Source organism: Clostridium polyendosporum (genome assembly GCF_018332455.1).
Classification (GTDB): Bacteria; Bacillota; Clostridia; order Clostridiales; family Clostridiaceae; genus Clostridium_AY; species Clostridium_AY polyendosporum.
Genome location: NZ_BOPZ01000001.1, coordinates 237,533 through 256,863 on the forward strand (window position 1 = coordinate 237,533; position 19,331 = coordinate 256,863).

The window sequence follows — 19,331 nt, forward strand, 5'->3', positions numbered from 1 at the left end:
GTTGATTATTTGTTTATTTAATACTACAATAAGGATAAAGTTTTCAAATAAATATTTATTATGTTTGAAGAAGCTTTAGTTATTGATTGTAAAACCCTTATTTTTATCAAGCTAAAAATAACAATAAATTGAAAGTAGTTACACATAACAAAGGAGTGAATTAATTGAATAAACTTTTTAGCATATCAGGAGTAGTATTTTATTCAGAGGATTTTCAGGATAACATAAATGAGTATAGTGATTTAATTACTATAATACAAGATGTTGAAAATAAGTTGCATTTAGAAGAGATTCAATGTGTTGATCCAAATGATTGTTGTGAGAAGACAAAGATGAATCTTTTTTCAGAGATAGTTGGATATGTAAATCAGGAAGATGAATTTTTCCTACAAGATGAACTTGAGGGAATAAAAGATAAGAACAATCAACTTGAGCTTTTTGTAATAAGAATTTATAAATGTTTAAGCTGTGGTAAATGGTTAATTGATATATTAGAGTAAAGATAATATGTTTCACAAATTTGAAATATTATGAATAATAATAGTAATAAGAGGAGGCTTGTATTGATTTTACATTAACAAGCCACCTTGTTGCTTATTACAATTGCATAGCATATTACTAAGGAAAGATTATAAAATACATAAACTTTAAAAATCAGGAGTAGGATGTGGGACTATGGTTAAGATGCTTTCAAAAGAGGACTATGCCAGGTTACCTATTTATGAAAAAAGTGATTTAGGTGTTAATTATTCTAAAAAAAATACTATATTTAAGCTTTGGGCACCGACTGCTGATGAAGTAAAATTATGTCTTTTTGATAATGGAGAAAAAGGAGAGCCGTTTAAAGTTTTAGAGTGTAGTAAGAAGGAAAAAGGGGTTTGGGAAGTAGAGGTCAAAGAAGACATAGAAAACTTATTCTATACCTATAGGGTAAGATTTGAAAATATAATAAATGAAGCCGTGGATCCGTATGCAAAGGCAGTTGGAGTTAATGGTATGAGAGGAATGGTGGTTGATCTTTCTAAAACTAATATAGAAGGTTGGGAAGATGATAAAAGGATATTGCCTTCGTATTCAACGGACGCCATTATCTATGAAATGCATATTAGAGATATGACTATTAGTGAAAATTCAGGAGTAAAAAATAAAGGTAAGTTTTTAGGGCTTACAGAAGAGAATACCACAACACCAGCAGGTGTAAAAACAGCTATTTCTCATCTTAAGGATTTAGGAGTAACCCATGTTCATTTAATGCCCGTTTTTGATTTTGCTACAGTAGATGAAACTAGGTTAGATGAACCACAATATAACTGGGGATATGATCCACTGAATTATAATGTACCAGAAGGTTCATACTCTACAAATCCTTATGATGGTACTGTGAGAATAAAAGAATTCAAGAAGATGATCAAAGCTTTTCATGATAATGGTATAGGAGTAATAATGGACGTAGTTTATAATCATACTGCTCTTTTGAAAGAATCATGGTTTAATTTAATTGTACCAGGGTATTATTATCGGCAATTTGATAATGAAAACTTTTCCAATGGTTCAGGATGTGGCAATGAAACAGCCTCAGAGAGGCCTATGGTTAGGAAGTATATAATAGATTCAGTGGTTTATTGGACTAAGGAATATCATATAGACGGATTTAGATTTGATCTTATGGGAGTTCATGATATTAAAACTATGAATGAAATAAGAAAAGCCTTAGATGAGATAGATTCTAGAATAATTATTTACGGAGAAGGTTGGAAAGGCGGACCTTCAGCTTTAAAAGATGAAGAAAGTGCTTTAAAGAAAAATATATTTATGATGAATTCTAGGATAGCTGTTTTTAGCAACGATATAAGAGATGGTGTTAAGGGTGATGTATTTATAGACAAAATGGGGGGCTTTGTAAACGGGGAGGAAAACCTTGAAGAAACTATTAAGTTTGGTGTAGTGGCATCTACTAGACATCCTCAGATAGACTATTCAAAGATTATTTATTCAGATATGCCCTGGGCTAATGAACCTATACAAACTATAACTTATGTTTCTGCACATGACAATCTAACTCTTTGGGATAAGATTTTAGCGACTTACAAATGTGAGTGTGAAGACGCCTTAATAAGAATGGATAAGCTAAGTAATGCCATAGTTCTAACCTCTCAGGGAATTTCGTTCTTACATTCAGGAGAAGAATTTTTAAGAACAAAGGGTGGAGATCATAATAGTTATAAGTCTCCAGATAATATAAATATGATTGATTGGAGCAGAAAGGAAAAATATTATCATGTTTTTGAATATTATAAAGGTTTAATAAAATTACGAAAGGAGCATCCAGCTTTTAGAATGCATAAGGCTGAAGATATCCGAAAACATCTTGAATTTTTAGAAATACCGCAAAAGAATGTGGTAGGATTTGTTATAAAAGAAAATGCAAATGGAGACTCTTGGAGAAAAATAATTGTTATATATAATGCTAATAAGACAGATATAGAGATGAAATTACCGGAATCAGGTTGGAGTGTAGTAGTAGATAGTTATAATTCAGGATGCAAAAAGCTTTATGATATAGATGGATCTTTCGTAAAAATTAATGCAATTTCAGCCATGGTTCTTGTAAAGTAATATTTCATGTGCTAAAAAATAAAGTGGTTTACCTATTTTTAATTAGTAAATAAAAAAAGGGGCTATGCTTATATAAGCATAGCTTTTTGAGTTAAATAAAATAGTTTTTGGTATAGTAAATAGAAAAAATTATATATAAAGGTTTATTTTTGTGATAAATATATAATACTGAAATAAAATTAAGAATTTATTATGAATAGCTTAAGTTTATGTTAAAATTTATGAAATAAGTAGTTAACTAGTAAAAGATAAGTATTAGTGTTAATAAGTTTGTTTATCTCTATTAAGAATTATTTCTATGTAAGTTTGTATTAAGTTTAAATAAAATGTCAATATATTAGAAGAGGTGGTAATTATGACATTTTTTCAGCAAATAAAGTTAGTTATTGGTATGTTAATTTTACTTATGTTAATTAACAGAATTGTACAAGTGCTTATTGAGTTTGCTACAAAATCTATAAAAAATAAACTTACAAAAACATTTATGATTAGTATTAAGTATTTAAAAAGTATTACTGAAGAAAAATTTATTGTATATATTTTTATGCTTCTTGAAGAAAAAGGATATAAGAATCCGGTAATTAATGATGGTGATAATCATTTAATATGTTACAAAGATAGTGGTGGAGTTTTTGTTTATGCAAGATCTAATAATGATGATTTTAAACCAATAACGAAAATAGAGGTTCTATCTTTCTTAGGAAAGATGAAATTGTTAGGTATGAATAGCGGGATATATGCTACTACTGGTGAATTTGAAAAAGAATGCTTTGACATTATAGAATTGGCTAAACATAGTGGAATCGAGTTAATACTTTGGAACGGTGCTGAATTGGTTAGAGAGCTAAGAATAATAAATGAAAAAAAACTTATTTGGGGTTAGGAGGATTTTATGTTTACACGAACAATTATTGGCATATTTGTTATTTTATGTAGTTTTCAAGTTTTTAGTCTTATAAAGAAAGTTATTTATTTTATTCTTTTTATAAAAGATAGAGTAAGTGAAAATACCTTGGCTTCAGAGTTGGATAATCTTACAAAGTGTGAATTTACAGAATGGTGCATGGAATATGTTAAAAGTAAAGGTTATAAAGAGATTGAGAAAGTAGGCGAAGACAATTTTAAATGTACCTTACAAGAAAAGATATACTTTGTTTATTGTTTTAGAAGAGAGGAACTAGATGAAAACTGGATTTATAAAATAAACGGATTAAAATATATTAAATCCATAGAGAACATGTTAATAATAACTACACATTTAACTAATGAAGAAGAAAAAAATACTTTTTTAAAGCTCAAAGAAAATGGAATATCTGTTCTAGATAGATATACATTCAATATGACCTATGAAGAATTTATTAGAAATAAAGTCTATGTTATAAATAACTGATTTAATATGGATTAGTATTTCCATGAAAGAATGTGTCGGGATTTAGTACAGTAGAAGTGCGTACGGTTCGAACTCAAATCCTGTAATCCCGACCATGGATTCATATCATAAAGTGACAATAAATCTTTTATTATAGTATAATATGGTTTTATTAAATGTAAAAAAAATGTTACATATTAGAAAATGTGATGAAATATAAGGTTATATTGTTGTATAATAAGAAAGATAAGAAAAAGTAAGGAATAGGAGAAAATTATGATAAAAAAGAAAGTTTTTTCATTATTACTTTGTTTTGCATTATTCTCTGGAAATTATGTACAAGCTAATGCTATCTCAAAGGAATCTTTGCAAAATCAAATAAACTCCAATAATGAAAAAATTGATGATTTAAAGGATAAGCAACAGCAAATTAGTAAAGAAAAAGAAAATCAGAAGGACGAGCTTGACAAAATACAAGAACAATTAGATCAAAAAAGTAATGTTGTTAAGGATTCACAGAGTAAAATAGATAATTATCAAACTCAGATTAATAGCTTACAAAGTAAAATAACTCAAGTGCAAGACCAAATTAATAAAGTAACTAATCAAATAAGGCTTACAGAAGATGAAATTAAGGAAAAGCAGCAAGAAGAAAAGGAAAAGAAAGAATTACTTGGAAGAAGACTTAGAACTGCATATAAAAATAATATAGGAGAGCAATTTATTTCTGTTATATTAGAGAGTAATGATATTACTGATTTTATAACTAAGGTGGCTAATATAGCAAAGATAGTTGAAAAGGATAACGAACTTATAAATGAAGTTCAAAAGATTCAAGACGAACTTAATAATAAGCAGAAGCAATTAAATGAACAAAAAAAGAGTCTAGATACGCAGAAACAACAAGTAGTAGATGAACAAAATAAATTAAAAGTTACTACTAAGCAATTGCTTGAAGAAAGGGATAAACACAAGATACAGATAGCTGAACTAGAAGCTTTAGAATCTAAGAAAACTGTTATTATTGGTGGCTTAAATGCAAAGGAAAAAGAACTTAAAGAACAAATTGGTGATTTAGGTTCATATAATGATGATCTACAAAATCAAATTAATGATATGTTTAAACAAATAAATTCTAGTAATAACTCTAACTCTAATTCTAATTCTAGTTCTAAATCAAATGATGGTGGACAAACAGTTGTCAGTGAAAGTGGTTTCATTAGACCTTCAGCAGGTGCTGTAACATGTCCTTTTGGTCCTAGGATACATCCGGTTACTAAGAAATCAGGATTCCATACGGGAGTAGATTTAGGAGCTCCTTATGGTTCTTCTATTAAAGCTGCAAAGAGTGGAGTTGTTGTAAGAGCTGAATTTAATACAGCATATGGAAATATGATAATAATTGATCATGGTAATGGTTATCAAACTTTATATGCACATGCAAGTCAGAATGTTGCTTCCGTTGGGCAACAGGTAACGCAAGGACAAACTGTTGCATATGTAGGTTCAACAGGTTGGAGTACTGGACCACATCTTCACTTCGAGGTTAGAATAAATGGAAATCCAGTAAATCCAATGAATTATATTTAATAAAAAAATATTAAATTTATCTAATTTATCTATAATAACAAAAAGTAGCTCTAAAAGCTACTTTTTGTTATATATTAGAGTTTTAAAGATACATCTAAAGCAATTTCCATCATCTTGGTAAAGGTTGTTTGCCTTTCGTCAGCAGTAGTTAGTTCACCAGAAATCAGATGGTCACTTATTGTTAGAATAGAAAGAGCATTTACTTCGTATTTTGCTGCTAAAGTGTAAAGTGCAGCAGTTTCCATTTCAATCGCTAAACAACCAAATTTTGCCCACAACATCCAAGTGTTTGGATCGTCATTGTAGAAGGTATCTGAAGTAAAAACATTACCTACTTGTGGAGTTATTCCCTTTTCTACCGCTACATCATACGCAGTTTTTAATAAGTTAAAAGAAGCTGTTGGAGCATAATCTTTTCCACTAAATCTTATTTTATTTATATTAGAATCTGTAGAAGTACTCATTGCTAGTATTAGATCTCTTACTTTTATACTCTCATGCATTGCGCCAGCGGTACCTATTCTAATTAAGTTTTTAACATTGTATTCTGTTATGAGCTCATTAACGTATATAGAAATAGAAGGAATACCCATTCCTGTACCTTGAACAGAAATTTTCTTTCCTTTATAGGTTCCAGTAAAGCCCAACATTCCTCTCACTTCATTGTGACACTCGACATTCTCAAGAAAGTTTTCTGCTATAAATTTTGCTCTAAGGGGATCACCAGGAAGAAGCACAGTTTCTGCAATTTGTCCTTTTTTAGCTTCTAAATGTATACTCACTTAAATCTCTCCTTTCAAAGGTTACTAACATTATTATAACTCAATTATAAAATGTTACATATATTTTCAATTTGAACCTTACCAAAGCGTGGCATTCTACAATCTCTAAGGTGGGGGTTAGACGTTAAATATTAATATACAATATGGTTAAACTACTATAAAAAGGAGGTTATTATGAGTTTTTATAATACCTTAAGTAAATACTATGATGTTGTTTTTAAACAAGAGGAAAAAACTACTGAGTTTTTATTAGAAAGCTTACAGAAGGGAGATAAAGTTTTAGATGTAGCTTGTGGTACTGGAATTTATTCTATTTCACTCAGTAAAAAAGGAGCCAATGTTATAGGTGTGGATTTAGATTCCACAATGATAGAAAAGGCAAAGGCTAAGGCTAAGAGGGGTAATTTTAATATAGAATTTCTTCAAGAAAATATGATAGATCTTAAAGAGCGATTTGGTGAAGAAAGTTTTAATATAATTTTCTGTATAGGAAATTCAATAGTACACTTAGAATGTAAAGAACAAATTGAAACTGTAATAAAAGATTATTATGAAATGCTTAAGGAAGATGGTACTTTAATTATTCAAATAATTAATTACGACAGGATAATAGAACATGGTATAACAGAACTGCCTTTAATTGACAGAAAAGAAGAAGGAGTAAAGTTTATAAGAAAGTATGAATATTCACCATCTAAAGAAGAGATATATTTCAAAACTAAAATTATTGTAAATGAAAATGGAAGTAGAGAGACTATAGAAGAAGATAATGTTATTACACTTATTCCATTACTAAAAGATGAAATGTATAATATGTTTGTAAAAGCTGGTTTTAAGAAAATAGATATATTTGGAGGATTTAATAAGGCATCATATAATTTAAACTCATATGCTTTAGTAGTTAGAGCAAGAAAGTAGAATAAGGAGAGGGGTGTTATGGTGATTAAGATAGAAAAAAAGTCTTTTCTTAAAGAAACTCCAGATTATGAGGAGTATAGCGAAAATGTAGTAAATCTTACTATAGAGGAGATGGAAGAGCTAGGATTAAAAGTTGGATGTTGCAAAACAAAAGGGGAAAATAGGTGTTGTAAAACAAAAGATGAACATGGATGTGGATGTTCTTCAAGTAAAGGGTGCTGTGGTAGAAAGTAACAATTTTAATAAACAAGTTAAAGAATTGGCGGGCTTAGAAATGCAGATAATTTTTATAAGTTAAAAAATGAATTGGTAGAAAATACTTAAGGTAGCTTGATTTTTAATAAGCTACCTCTCAAAGTTTTTATTAACTGTTAATTTTCTAGTGGAACTAAATCAATTACATCTAAGTCATCGGGGACAATAATATTTCCTTGATAGAAATATCTTGCCTCTGCAGTATAGTATTCTTTTCTATTTCTAATGTTTTTATCTTCTGTGTGAATTAATATTAAATTTTTATTTTCTAATAGAGTACTATTTTCACATGCTTCTTTAACAGTAGTATGATGTTTTTCATAAGGATTAAAAAAATCTCTTTCTTCATATAGACAGAAAGCTTCATGAATTAAATAATCACTACCAGTGCAGTAGTTATTTAAAACTTCTTTATAAGGTTCATCCCCTATAAATGAAAGCACTATACCTTCTTTGGTAGTTAACCTAAAACCATACTGTAACAATTTTTCACTGTGTATATCAAAAAAGGTTATATCAAAATCTAAAATATTTTTTCTTTCTCCATCTTTAATAGGAACAAAAAGTATTCTTTCATTAAATAACTTTGTGAATTTATCCTGTAAAACCAAATTGCATAGAGTTTTTCCTACTTTTAATACATCTTCATGACCATAAATTGTAAAGTTGCCATCATATTTATTATTAATCATAGCTTGAGCAATGGCTCTTACTATCCAGCTTATTCCATTTATATGATCATTATGTGTATGAGATATAAATAGATTATTTATTTTAGAAATCGGTATATTAAGTTTTTCAAGGTTTGATAGAAGAGTGTTACCTCCTCCTGTATCAATTAAAAAATGTTCACCTTCATCATTTGAAATAGTAAAACAAGTGTTATAACAATTCGTAACCATTGCATTTCCAGTGCCAAGAATGTACAGTTTTGCCATGATGACCTCCAATTATATTCTTAAAACATAAATGTTTAATTAAATAAATTTTTATTTATATAGTGATTTATGAATATTACTCTTTCGTATGTATAACATATTTATGGAATATTTTAAACATAAATTATGTAATATGCTAAAGTTATAGATATTATACATTAAAACAATGTTTTTTACAAAAATTATTATTAATTTCCTTTTTTATAAGGTATAATATATATGGTTATTACAACAATTAGGCTAGGAGGGAGTTATATTGGGTAAACCTAGTATTTTTAGTAAAGAATATGAAAAAAGAATGAAAAAAAGAAAAAAAAGAATTTTAGTAATTTTACTAATAATATTGTGTATGAGTGGAGTAATTACTACGCTTAATTTTAAATTTTTTTCTTTAACAAATATTAGGCAGAAAGTAGAAACAACGCTTAATAACAAAAATAAAGATAATGTGTTGAGTGATACAGCTATACAGGATAATGGAACAAATCAAGTGCAGGAGAATAAAAATATATCACAAGAAAGTAAAGAAGTATCTCAAGAAAATACAGCAGGAGAAAACGAAAACAAAGATGAAGATAATGAAGAAAAATATATTGAAGTTACTCTATCATCTGGTAATATTGCAAGAGCTATATACGATGAGGAATCTGGTAAGAGAAAGTTTAAGGCATTAATTCCAATAGAAGAGGGAACAACTTTTGACATAAGTCCTAACAAAGATTTTTTGATAATAAATGACGGTGGGACTCAACAGATAAAGTTTGTCGACACTAGGGGAACCCAAAAGAATATAACCTATCCTTCATATACTACTAAGAATAAAGAGGTTATTGTAAGAGAGACAATGCTAAATGATTATCCAGGATATACTTGGTCAAAAAATGCTAAATTTATTGATGATACTCATGTAGTTTATTTAAGCCAACTTCCGTATTTTGGGAAAAACCAACTACTTACTTATATGTGGAGTATAGATATTAATACTGGAGTTCATACAACGTTATGGAATGTTAAAGGTAGTAATATTAAGATTGGTAACTTAACTGATAATGGATTAGAAGTTGAAATTGATGGTAATAAAAAAATATTGACTCCTAATGCAACTTTAATACAATAGGAGATAAAAAATGAAAGTAGGAATTTCTTCAGCTAACTTTTACCCTCATATTAATACAGAAGATAGTATAAAATTAATGAAAGAAATGGGATTTAATTGTGGAGAAATCTTTTTAAATACCTTAAGTGAGTATGAGGAAGATTTTGTTAAAAAGTTAACAGAGGAAAAAGAGAAGTACTCTTTTTCAGTACACTCAGTTCATGTGTATAGTTCTATGTTTGAACCCTTTCTTTTTGATGCTTATAAAAGAAGAAGAGAAGATATGTTTAAAGTTTTTACTAAGGTATGTAAAGCAATAAAATTATTGGGCTCAGATATCTACACATTTCATGGTATGAGAGCTGTAGATATGAAATATATAAATTATGACCTAATAAGAGAAATATATAATAATCTAGCATATATTTCTTCAGAGTATGGAATTAAACTAGCACAAGAAAATGTGTCATGGTGTATGTCTTCAAACTTAGATTTTTTAAAATTTTTAAACAACGAAATAAAGTATCCTTTATATTATACTATAGATCTGAAGCAGGCTTATAAAGCAGGTATTTCACCGATAAGCTATATTGATATCATGGGAGATAAAATCTGTAATTTTCATATAAATGATAGAAATAAAGAGCAATTTTGCCTTTTGCCAGGAAAAGGGGAAGTTGATTATAAAAAAATCTTAAATAAATTATATGATAATAATTATGATGATGTGGCAATAATTGAAGTGTATAGTGAAAATTATAAAAATTATGATGAAATAAAAAGTTCTAAACGGCATCTTGATAAAATATTCCAAGAAAACATAAAAGTGTAACCCTTGATAAGTCAATGGTGCTTTTAGTTATTTATATAAATAAACATTTGAAAATAAAAGAAACTATGTGTTATAATATCCTAGTCTATAAACCATTAGAATTTAACGCTAATTTAGGAGGAATAATACAATGGAAGTTAAAATGGAGAAAATAGAAACAAATGTTGTTAAATTTGAAGTTAAAGTTGAAGCAGAAAAATTTAATAATGCTTTAAACAAAGCATATAAAAAAAATGTAAGTAAGTTCAGTGTTCCAGGATTTAGAAAAGGAAAGGTTCCAATGAATATGGTTAAGCAGTACTATGGAGTTGGAGTTCTATTGGAAGATGCTGTAAACTTTGTAATTGATGAAACATATCCAGTGGCTTTAAAGGATAATGATATAAGACCTGTAGATTATCCAGAAATAGACGTTATAGAAGTAGGCGAAGGCAAAGATTTAGTATATACTGCTAAAGTAACTGTTTACCCTGAAGTTGAGCTTGGAAAATACAAGGCTGTAGAAGCGAAGAAAGTAGCATACGAAGTGTCAGAAGAAGAAGTTGAGAAGCAATTAAAGAGTATGCAAGAAAAAAATGCTAGAGTAGAAACTAAGACAGAAGGAACTGTTGAAAATGGTAATATAGCTGTTATAGATTTTAAAGGATACATAGATGGTGTTGCTTTTGAAGGTGGAGAAGGTACTGACTATTCACTTGAAATAGGATCAGGTTCATTCATTGATAATTTTGAAGACCAATTAGTAGGAGCTGCAGTTGGTGACAAGAAAGAAATAAATGTAACATTCCCAGAAAATTATGGTAGAGAAGAATTCAATGGAAAGCCAGCTACATTTGAAGTAACTGTAAAAGAAATAAAGGTTAAAGAACTTCCAGTATTAGATGACGAGTTTGCAAAGGAAGTTTCAGAATTTGATACAATAGAAGAAGTTAAGGAAGATATAAAAAAGAAAGCTCAAGAATCAAATGATGTAAGAGCTAAAAGAGAATTTGAAGAAGCAGTAATTAACTTAGTAGTTAATAATGCTAAAGTTGAAGTTCCTGAAGTAATGATAAATAAAGAAGTTGAGGCAATGGTTAAGGATCTTGAAAATAGATTATCATACCAAGGCTTAAATCTTGCTCAATACTATGAATTTACTGGAAGCAGCGAAGATAAGATGAAAACTTTCATGAAAGAAAGAGCAGAGATAAAAGTTAAGACTGATTTAGTTCTTGAAAAGATTGCAAAGGTTGAAAATATAGATGCTACTGAAGAAGAGCTAAAGACTAAGGCTGCTGAAATCGCTAAGATGTATAGTTCTGCTGATGATAGTGAGAAAATGGCTGAGCTTATATTAAAAGCTCAAGAGTCAATAATTAGAACTGAAGTTGTAACTGAAAACACAGTTAAATTTTTAGTTGAAAACACTAAAGTAATAGAATAGCATGTATTTTGTAATTGCCAGAAGAAATTCTGGCAATTATTTTAAATATATTAATTAACAAACTAAGAAAAATTTTATATAATTGAAGTATAATTACTTTAGTAAATTAGGATATATTATAATTATGATATTTAATTATAAGGAGGGTTATTTATGAGTTTAGTTCCAATTGTAGTTGAACAAACAAACCGAGGAGAAAGAAGTTATGATATTTTTTCCAGGCTGTTAAAAGATAGAATAATAATGCTTAACGGAGAAGTAAACGATGTTTCTGCAAATTTAGTAGTTGCTCAGCTTTTATTTTTAGAGAGTGAGGATCCAGATAAAGATATTTATTTATACATAAATAGCCCAGGAGGTTCAATAACTTCTGGAATGGCTATCTATGATACAATGCAGTATATTAAACCAGATGTATCTACAATTTGTATAGGGATGGCAGCATCTATGGGTGCATTTTTACTCTCATCAGGTGCAAAAGGAAAAAGATATGCGCTACCAAATGCTGAGATAATGATACATCAACCTCTTGGAGGATTCCAAGGTCAAGCAACTGATATTGATATACATGCAAGAAGAATATTAAAGATTAAAGAAAATTTAAACAAGATTTTAAGTGAAAATACAGGTCAGCCATTAGAAAAAATTAATAATGATGTTGAAAGAGATTACTTCATGGCTGCAGATGAAGCTGAACAATATGGGTTGATAGATAAGGTTATAAGAAAAAATGAAGTGATTAAAGATAAGGAATAGTTATCCTTATTTTAATCTTTAGCGAGGTGTAGTAAATGGCCAAATATGAAGATAAAAAGCAGTTAAGGTGCTCCTTCTGCGGTAAAAATCAGGATCAAGTAAAGAGACTAATTGCAGGTCCAGGAGTATACATTTGTGATGAATGTATTGAACTTTGCTCAGAAATTATAGCAGATGAATTTGAGGAAAGTGTACAATTTGATTCTTCAAGTCTTCCAAAGCCTGCAGAAATAAAATCATATTTAGACCAATATGTAATTGGTCAAGATGGTGCTAAGAAGGCACTATCTGTTGCAGTTTATAACCACTATAAAAGAATAAATTCAAATGAAGCTGATGATGATGTTGAATTACAAAAGAGTAATATACTATTATTAGGACCTACTGGTTCAGGTAAGACATTACTTGCTCAAACTTTAGCTAAGTTCTTAAATGTTCCATTTGCGATAGCAGATGCGACAACATTAACAGAAGCTGGGTATGTTGGAGAAGATGTTGAGAATATACTATTAAAACTTATTCAAAATGCTGATTATGATGTAGAAAGAGCTGAAAAAGGCATAATATACATCGATGAAGTAGATAAAATTGCTAGAAAATCTGAAAATCCTTCAATTACAAGGGATGTTTCAGGAGAAGGAGTTCAACAAGCACTTCTTAAAATACTTGAAGGAACTGTTGCTTCAGTACCACCTCAAGGTGGAAGAAAGCATCCTCATCAGGAATTTATTCAAATAAATACTACAAATATCTTATTTATATGTGGTGGGGCATTTGATGGAATTGAAAAGATCATAGAAAAGAGAACAACTAAAAGCTCCATAGGATTTGGTGCTAATGTTCAATCAAAGGAACAAAAGGATATAGGAAAACTTCTAAAGGATATTATGCCTGGAGATTTATTAAAGTTTGGCTTAATACCAGAATTTGTTGGAAGACTTCCAATTGTAGTTACATTATCTTCTCTTGATAGGGAAGCTTTGGTAAATATCTTAAGTAAGCCTAAGAATGCTCTAGTTAAACAGTATAAAAAGTTATTTGAACTTGATAATGTTGAATTAGAATTCGATAATGGGGCTTTAGAGTCTATTGCAGATGAAGCTATTAAGAGAAATACTGGTGCAAGAGGTTTGAGAGCTATTGTTGAAGAATTAATGACAGAAATAATGTTTGATATTCCTTCTAATGATAGTATAGTAAAAGTAACAGTTACTGAAGAGACTGTTAAAGAAAAAAATAATCCAATTGTTAATTATATAGCTGAGGGAGAAACACGTCCCGTATTAAAAGCTAAAAAATCAAAACCTAAAAAAGGCATCGAAAGTGCATAATTTTATTAAAGATATATTTAAAATAAAATAAGATACTATAAAAGCAGCTTATATTTAAGATTGATTACTCAATTCTAATAAGCTGCTTTTATTTATTCCTATTTCACAAAATGAAAAAGTAAATAAAATGTACATAATAATAATGTTTTGTAGGGAATAATATGGAATTTTAATGTACATAATAAAGAATAGTAAATATAGATATATAAGTGCATAATCAAATTTAGAGTTTGGGAAAAGTATTAAAACCAAAGTTGGTAACTTTTATTTTTCCAAATTAATTAACGATTAAACCTATATATCTTTAGAAGGGAGGTAGCCTTCTTTAAGGTGTGATTATTATGTCCAATATATTAATTGTTTTACAGGTTTTAATGTTAATTTTTTTATTAGTATTTATAATGAATAACACAACGACTCAGAGAAATAATAAAGTAGTTATTGATAAAGAAAATAATAAAGAGATGGAAAGATTGAACAAGATGAGAGCTGTAAAGCTTACTCAACCACTAACAGAGAGAAGCAGACCTGCTACTTTTGATGAAATAATTGGTCAGGAAAAAGGAATTAAAGCATTAAAAGCTGCACTATGTGGTCCTAATCCTCAGCATGTAATTATTTATGGCCCTCCAGGAGTAGGAAAGACTGCTGCCGCAAGATTAGTATTGGAGGAAGCAAAAAAAAGTACAACATCTCCTTTTAAGGAAGGAGCAAAGTTTGTGGAGATAGACGCGACAACATTAAGATTTGATGAAAGAGGTATTGCTGATCCACTTATTGGTTCTGTACATGATCCTATATATCAAGGTGCAGGAACTTTAGGAATTGCAGGTATACCACAACCTAAGCCAGGTGCTGTAACAAAGGCACACGGAGGTATACTTTTTATTGATGAAATAGGAGAACTTCATTCTATTCAGTTAAATAAGCTTTTAAAAGTGTTAGAAGATAGAAAGGTTTTTTTAGATAGTGCTTATTATAGTTCTGAAGATCCTAATATGCCAATGTATATCAAGGAAATTTTTGAAAATGGACTTCCAGCAGATTTTAGACTTATAGGAGCTACAACTAGAAGCCCAGAGGAAATAGTTCCTGCTATTCGTTCAAGATGTGTTGAAATCTTTTTCAGGGCTTTACTTCCAGATGAAATACGTCAGATTGCTGAAAATGCAGTAAAAAAGGTAGGATTTACAATAAGTGAAAAAGGTTTAGATATAGTAAGTAAATATTGCTCTAATGGAAGAGAAGTAGTTAATTTGATTCAGCTCTGTGCAGGACTTGCAACAAATGAAGAACGTAGCAATATAACAGAAGAAGAAATTGAATGGGTTATCGAAAATGGCCAATATTCGTTAAGACCTGAGAAAAAGGTTGGAGAAAAACCTCAAATTGGTTTAGTAAATGGGCTAGCTGTTTATGGAGCTAACATGGGTACTGTTATGGAAATAGAAGTTACTGCAAAAAAAGTTTTAGGAAGAAAGGGTATACTTAAAGTTACAGGAATTGTAGAAGAAGAAGAGATATCATCTTCTAATAGAAAAATTAGGAGAAAGAGTACTGTATATTGTTCTATAGAAAATGTTCTTACTGTATTAAATAGTGTGTTTGAACTAAATTGTGAGGAGTATGACATACATATAAATTTCCCTGGAGGAGTACCGGTAGACGGATCTTCTGCTGGAATAAGTATAGCTACAGCTATTTACAGTGCAATTAGTGGTATACCTGTAAATAACAATGTAACTATGACAGGAGAAATATCTCTTCAAGGCTTGGTTAAGCCAATAGGAGGAGTAAGTGCAAAAATTTCTGCAGCAAAAAAAGCAGGAGCAAAATTGGTTATTTTACCTGAGGAAAACTATAGTCAATCTTTTAGTTTAATTGAAGGAATTAAGATTAAACCAGTGTCAAATATTAGGGAAGTAATTAGCTTGGCATTAATTAACATGTGTGATACAATAGAAAATAATATACAGTCAGAACAGTCAGTAGAGGTATTATCAGCTAAGTCGTTAAGAAACTAAAATAAAGGTTGCTGTTAATCTCAGCAACCTTTAATGTACTCTTTAGGAATTTATAAAATTCAAGAATTGTGGATAACTTGAAAATGTAATTTACGATGGTGAGTTTAATTACGACACATAAAGAGTAAAAAAATATAGTTCGTCTGACAATTTTTCCTAACATGTGTTCGGAAAGGCATATGCGTAAAAAAATCGACAACTCCACAGTCGCCTTGGCGATTTTTTATAAGCAATCTTTGGTTTTATACCATTGAAAATTCACCATATTATGTGTATACTAGATAAGTCTAGTAGATAATTATTGCAGATGGAGGGGAGAAATATGGATTTAGAAAAATTAGTTCTTCCTTTAATTCCTCTTAGAGGAATAACCATTTTTCCCAATATGGTTATTCATTTTGATGTAGGTAGAGAGAAGTCAATCGCAGCTTTAGAAGAAGCGATGTTAAATAATCAAGAAATCTTCCTCACGACTCAAAAGGATGCTAAGATGGAGGAACCAGGTGAAGAAGATATTTTTACGGTAGGTACAATTTGTGTTATTAAGCAACTGCTAAAAATGCCTGGTGAAACCATAAGAGTATTAGTAGAAGGAATAGATAGAGGGAAGATTGTTTCTTATAAGGAAAGTGATAAATTCTTTGTAGTAGAAATAGATAGATACGAAGATGAAATATATGATAGTAGTTCTAATGAGTTAGAAGCTCATATAAGAAAATTGAAAGAAGAATTTACTGAGTATGCTAATGTCTCAGGGACTGCATCAAGTGAATTATTCATTACATTAGATGAAGTGGATAACCCTGGAAGATTAGCAGATATTATTGCATCCTATCTTTTCTTAAAACAGGAAATAAGGCAAGAGATTTTAGAAGCTTTTAATATAAGAGAAAGAATAGAAAAATTATTAGTAGTTATTAAGAATGAAATTGAAGTCCAAAATATTGAAAAGAAAATTGGATATAAAGTGAAGCGTAAAATGGATAAGCTTCAAAAAGAATATTATTTAAGAGAACAACTTAAAGTTATACAAGAGGAATTAGGAGAAGAAGACGAAGATAAGAAAGAAATTGAAAGTTATGAAAGTAAGATTAAGAAAGCAAAACTTCCAAAGGAAGTGAAAGAAAGAGCTCTATATGAACTTGTAAGATTAAAGAGTGCTGGCAGCTACTCAGCAGAAGGAAATGTTATAAGAACTTATTTAGATTGGGTTTTAGAACTTCCTTGGAATAAACAAACTAAAGACAATTTAGATATTAAGAAAGCAAGAGAGGTTTTAGAAGAAGACCATTATGGTTTAGAAGATGTTAAGGATAGAATAATTGAGTATCTTGCTGTAAAGAAAATGAGTAAGAGTTTGAAAGGTCCTATATTATGTCTTGTGGGGCCCCCAGGAGTAGGTAAAACCTCTATAGCAAGAAGCGTAGCAAGAGCATTAAATAGAAATTTTGTGAGAATGTCATTAGGTGGAGTAAGGGATGAAGCTGAAATAAGAGGACATAGAAGAACATATGTAGGTGCTATACCTGGAAGAATAGTATACGGAATGAAACAGGCAAAGTCAAATAATCCTCTTTTTCTATTAGATGAAATAGATAAAATGGCAAGTGATTTTAAAGGTGATCCTGCAGATGCACTTCTTGAAGTTTTAGATGCAGAACAGAATACAACCTTTAGGGATAACTATCTTGAACTTGCAGTTGACTTATCAAACGTTATGTTTATAACTACTGCTAATAGTCTCGATACAATTCCAAGGCCACTTCTTGATAGAATGGAAGTAATTGAAGTATCAGGTTATACTTATGAAGAGAAATATTATATAGTAAGAAAGTATTTAATTCCGAAACAACTTAAGGAACATGAAATTTCTGAAGAGCAAATAAAGATAACTGACAACGCAGTAAAGACATTAATAGAGAATTATACTAGGGAATCTGGTGTTAGAAGCCTTGAGAGAAAAGTTGGAAGTGTAGTAAGAAAAGCCATAAAGGATATGATTGAAAAAGATATAACATCAGTTACCGTTAATTCGTTAATAGTAGAAAAATATCTTGGACCTAAACTATTTACCTATGACAGAATAGACAAAGATGATAAGTTAGGTATAGTTACAGGACTTGCATGGACAGCATATGGTGGTGATACCCTTCCAGTAGAAGTTATGATCATGGATGGAAGTGGTAAGCTTGAACTTACAGGACAACTTGGAGATGTAATGAAGGAGTCAGCAAGAGCTGGATATACCTATGTAAGAGCAAATGCAAATAGATATGGTATTGAGGATAAGTTTTATAAAGATAAGGATATACACATCCATGTTCCAGAAGGAGCTGTACCAAAGGATGGTCCATCTGCTGGAGTAACAATGGTTACAGCAATGGTGTCTGCCTTATCTAAGAAGAAAGTTAAGTATAATATTGCAATGACTGGAGAAATAACCTTAAGTGGGAGAGTATTACCTATAGGTGGAGTTAAGGAAAAGAGTCTTGCGGCTTATAGGGCAGGAATAAATACTGTGATACTTCCTAAAGATAATGAAAAGGATATAATAAAAATTCCTCAAACAATAAAGAGTAAGTTGAATTTTATACTAGCAGAAAAAATAGATGAAGTACTAGAGAATGCATTAGTTGGAGTTGATAATAATGATAATTAAATCATCTGAATTTATAATATCAGCAGTTGGTAGGGATCAATATCCAAGCGACGATAGAGTTGAGGTAGCTTTCGTAGGAAGATCCAATGTAGGTAAATCTTCTATTATAAATTCTATAACTAATAGAAGACATTTAGCAAAGGTAAGCCAAACTCCAGGGAAAACAAGGCTTATAAACTTTTTTCTTATAAATAATGAGTTTTACCTTGTTGATTTACCGGGATATGGGTACGCTAAAGTATCAAAAGTTGAGAAGGCTAGCTGGGGAAAAACAGTAGAAACATACCTTACAGACAGAGAACCTTTAAAGAGAGTAGTTTTACTTGTAGATTGTAGGCATAAGCCAACAGGTGACGATGTCATAATGCATGATTGGATAAAACACTACGGATATGATGTCGTAGTAGTAGCAACAAAAAGTGATAAGCTCTCAAACAATGATCTTAAAAAAAGTGAGAAGATAATAAAGGAAACCTTAAAACTTAAACCAGAAGATAAGTTTGTTTTCTTTTCTTCTCTAAATAAAAAAGGAAAAGATACACTAATAGATACTGTTTTTGGTGATTTATTGGATGAAAATATAACTGTTGATGAATAGTGAAAAAGCGTGGATTTAATCCACGCTTTTTTCAGACTGCTGACAAAGTGTCAGCAGTCTTTGTTTTTACTGAATTATGAAGTAAAATTAAAAGTATAGAATTTTATTTCATAGGAGTTATTCAAATGATACGAGAAAGAA

At 29.9% G+C, this 19,331-nt stretch carries 17 protein-coding genes; 15 read left to right on the plus strand and 2 right to left on the minus strand.

Going from position 1 to position 19,331, the window contains the following annotated elements:
* Positions 1-164 precede the first annotated feature (164 nt).
* The 5 genes from CPJCM30710_RS00990 (at position 165) to CPJCM30710_RS01010 (ending at position 5,575) form a co-directional block, all read left to right on the plus strand.
* Positions 165-500: a hypothetical protein gene (locus CPJCM30710_RS00990; RefSeq protein WP_212902297.1), complete on the plus strand. Its 336-nt coding sequence runs from the start codon at positions 165-167 to the stop codon at positions 498-500.
* 175 nt (positions 501-675) lie between these two features.
* Positions 676-2,616: a type I pullulanase gene (pulA, locus tag CPJCM30710_RS00995; protein WP_246503420.1), complete on the plus strand. Its 1,941-nt coding sequence runs from the start codon at positions 676-678 to the stop codon at positions 2,614-2,616.
* Positions 2,617-2,971: 355 nt separating this feature from the next.
* The gene (locus tag CPJCM30710_RS01000; protein WP_212902298.1) at positions 2,972-3,499 is read left to right on the plus strand and encodes a restriction endonuclease; all 528 of its coding nucleotides are present in this window, start codon (positions 2,972-2,974) and stop codon (positions 3,497-3,499) included.
* Between the two features lie 9 nt (positions 3,500-3,508).
* Positions 3,509-4,006, plus strand: a complete 498-nt coding sequence (locus tag CPJCM30710_RS01005) for a hypothetical protein (RefSeq protein WP_212902299.1) — start codon at positions 3,509-3,511, stop codon at positions 4,004-4,006.
* Between the two features lie 255 nt (positions 4,007-4,261).
* Positions 4,262-5,575 carry a murein hydrolase activator EnvC family protein gene (locus CPJCM30710_RS01010; RefSeq protein ID WP_212902300.1) on the plus strand — a complete coding sequence of 438 codons (1,314 nt, stop codon included), beginning with the start codon at positions 4,262-4,264 and terminating at the stop codon, positions 5,573-5,575.
* A 74-nt stretch (positions 5,576-5,649) separates the two neighbouring features.
* Here the strand turns inward: CPJCM30710_RS01010 and deoD are convergent, their stop codons facing one another.
* On the minus strand, positions 5,650-6,357 hold the full coding sequence (gene deoD, locus CPJCM30710_RS01015) for a purine-nucleoside phosphorylase (RefSeq protein ID WP_212902301.1): 708 nt from the start codon (positions 6,355-6,357) through the stop codon (positions 5,650-5,652).
* A gap of 174 nt (positions 6,358-6,531) precedes the next feature.
* Between deoD and CPJCM30710_RS01020 the strand changes: the two genes are divergently transcribed.
* Both CPJCM30710_RS01020 and CPJCM30710_RS01025 read left to right on the plus strand, forming a co-directional pair.
* On the plus strand, positions 6,532-7,275 hold the full coding sequence (locus CPJCM30710_RS01020; RefSeq protein ID WP_212902302.1) for a class I SAM-dependent methyltransferase: 744 nt from the start codon (positions 6,532-6,534) through the stop codon (positions 7,273-7,275).
* Between the two features lie 18 nt (positions 7,276-7,293).
* A complete protein-coding gene (locus CPJCM30710_RS01025) occupies positions 7,294-7,509 on the plus strand; it encodes a hypothetical protein (protein WP_308442608.1) in 216 nt (71 codons plus the stop codon).
* A gap of 137 nt (positions 7,510-7,646) precedes the next feature.
* On the opposite strand, the gene CPJCM30710_RS01030 is transcribed toward CPJCM30710_RS01025, so the two are convergent.
* Complete coding sequence (locus CPJCM30710_RS01030; protein ID WP_212902303.1) at positions 7,647-8,468, minus strand: MBL fold metallo-hydrolase; 822 nt, start codon at positions 8,466-8,468, stop codon at positions 7,647-7,649.
* Positions 8,469-8,724: 256 nt separating this feature from the next.
* On the opposite strand from CPJCM30710_RS01030, the gene CPJCM30710_RS01035 reads away from it, so the two are divergent.
* From CPJCM30710_RS01035 to yihA, 8 genes are all read left to right on the plus strand, one after another.
* Entirely contained in the window at positions 8,725-9,585 is an 861-nt protein-coding gene (locus CPJCM30710_RS01035; protein WP_212902304.1) for a hypothetical protein, read from the plus strand.
* Positions 9,586-9,595: 10 nt separating this feature from the next.
* Positions 9,596-10,396 carry a sugar phosphate isomerase/epimerase family protein gene (locus CPJCM30710_RS01040; RefSeq protein WP_212902305.1) on the plus strand — a complete coding sequence of 267 codons (801 nt, stop codon included), beginning with the start codon at positions 9,596-9,598 and terminating at the stop codon, positions 10,394-10,396.
* A gap of 130 nt (positions 10,397-10,526) precedes the next feature.
* Positions 10,527-11,822, plus strand: coding sequence for a trigger factor (tig, locus tag CPJCM30710_RS01045; RefSeq protein WP_212902306.1), 1,296 nt, complete (start codon positions 10,527-10,529; stop codon positions 11,820-11,822).
* A gap of 153 nt (positions 11,823-11,975) precedes the next feature.
* Positions 11,976-12,578: an ATP-dependent Clp endopeptidase proteolytic subunit ClpP gene (clpP, locus tag CPJCM30710_RS01050; RefSeq protein ID WP_212902307.1), complete on the plus strand. Its 603-nt coding sequence runs from the start codon at positions 11,976-11,978 to the stop codon at positions 12,576-12,578.
* Between the two features lie 35 nt (positions 12,579-12,613).
* Positions 12,614-13,909 (plus strand): ATP-dependent Clp protease ATP-binding subunit ClpX, encoded by a 1,296-nt coding sequence (gene clpX / locus CPJCM30710_RS01055; RefSeq protein WP_212902308.1) that lies wholly within the window; start codon positions 12,614-12,616, stop codon positions 13,907-13,909.
* A 341-nt stretch (positions 13,910-14,250) separates the two neighbouring features.
* Positions 14,251-15,933, plus strand: a complete 1,683-nt coding sequence (lonB, locus tag CPJCM30710_RS01060) for an ATP-dependent protease LonB (protein WP_212902309.1) — start codon at positions 14,251-14,253, stop codon at positions 15,931-15,933.
* Between the two features lie 322 nt (positions 15,934-16,255).
* On the plus strand, positions 16,256-18,592 hold the full coding sequence (gene lon / locus CPJCM30710_RS01065) for an endopeptidase La (RefSeq protein ID WP_212902310.1): 2,337 nt from the start codon (positions 16,256-16,258) through the stop codon (positions 18,590-18,592).
* Positions 18,582-19,190, plus strand: a complete 609-nt coding sequence (yihA, locus tag CPJCM30710_RS01070) for a ribosome biogenesis GTP-binding protein YihA/YsxC (RefSeq protein ID WP_212902311.1) — start codon at positions 18,582-18,584, stop codon at positions 19,188-19,190. The genes lon and yihA overlap by 11 nt, the downstream gene beginning before the upstream one ends.
* Positions 19,191-19,331: the final 141 nt, after the last annotated feature.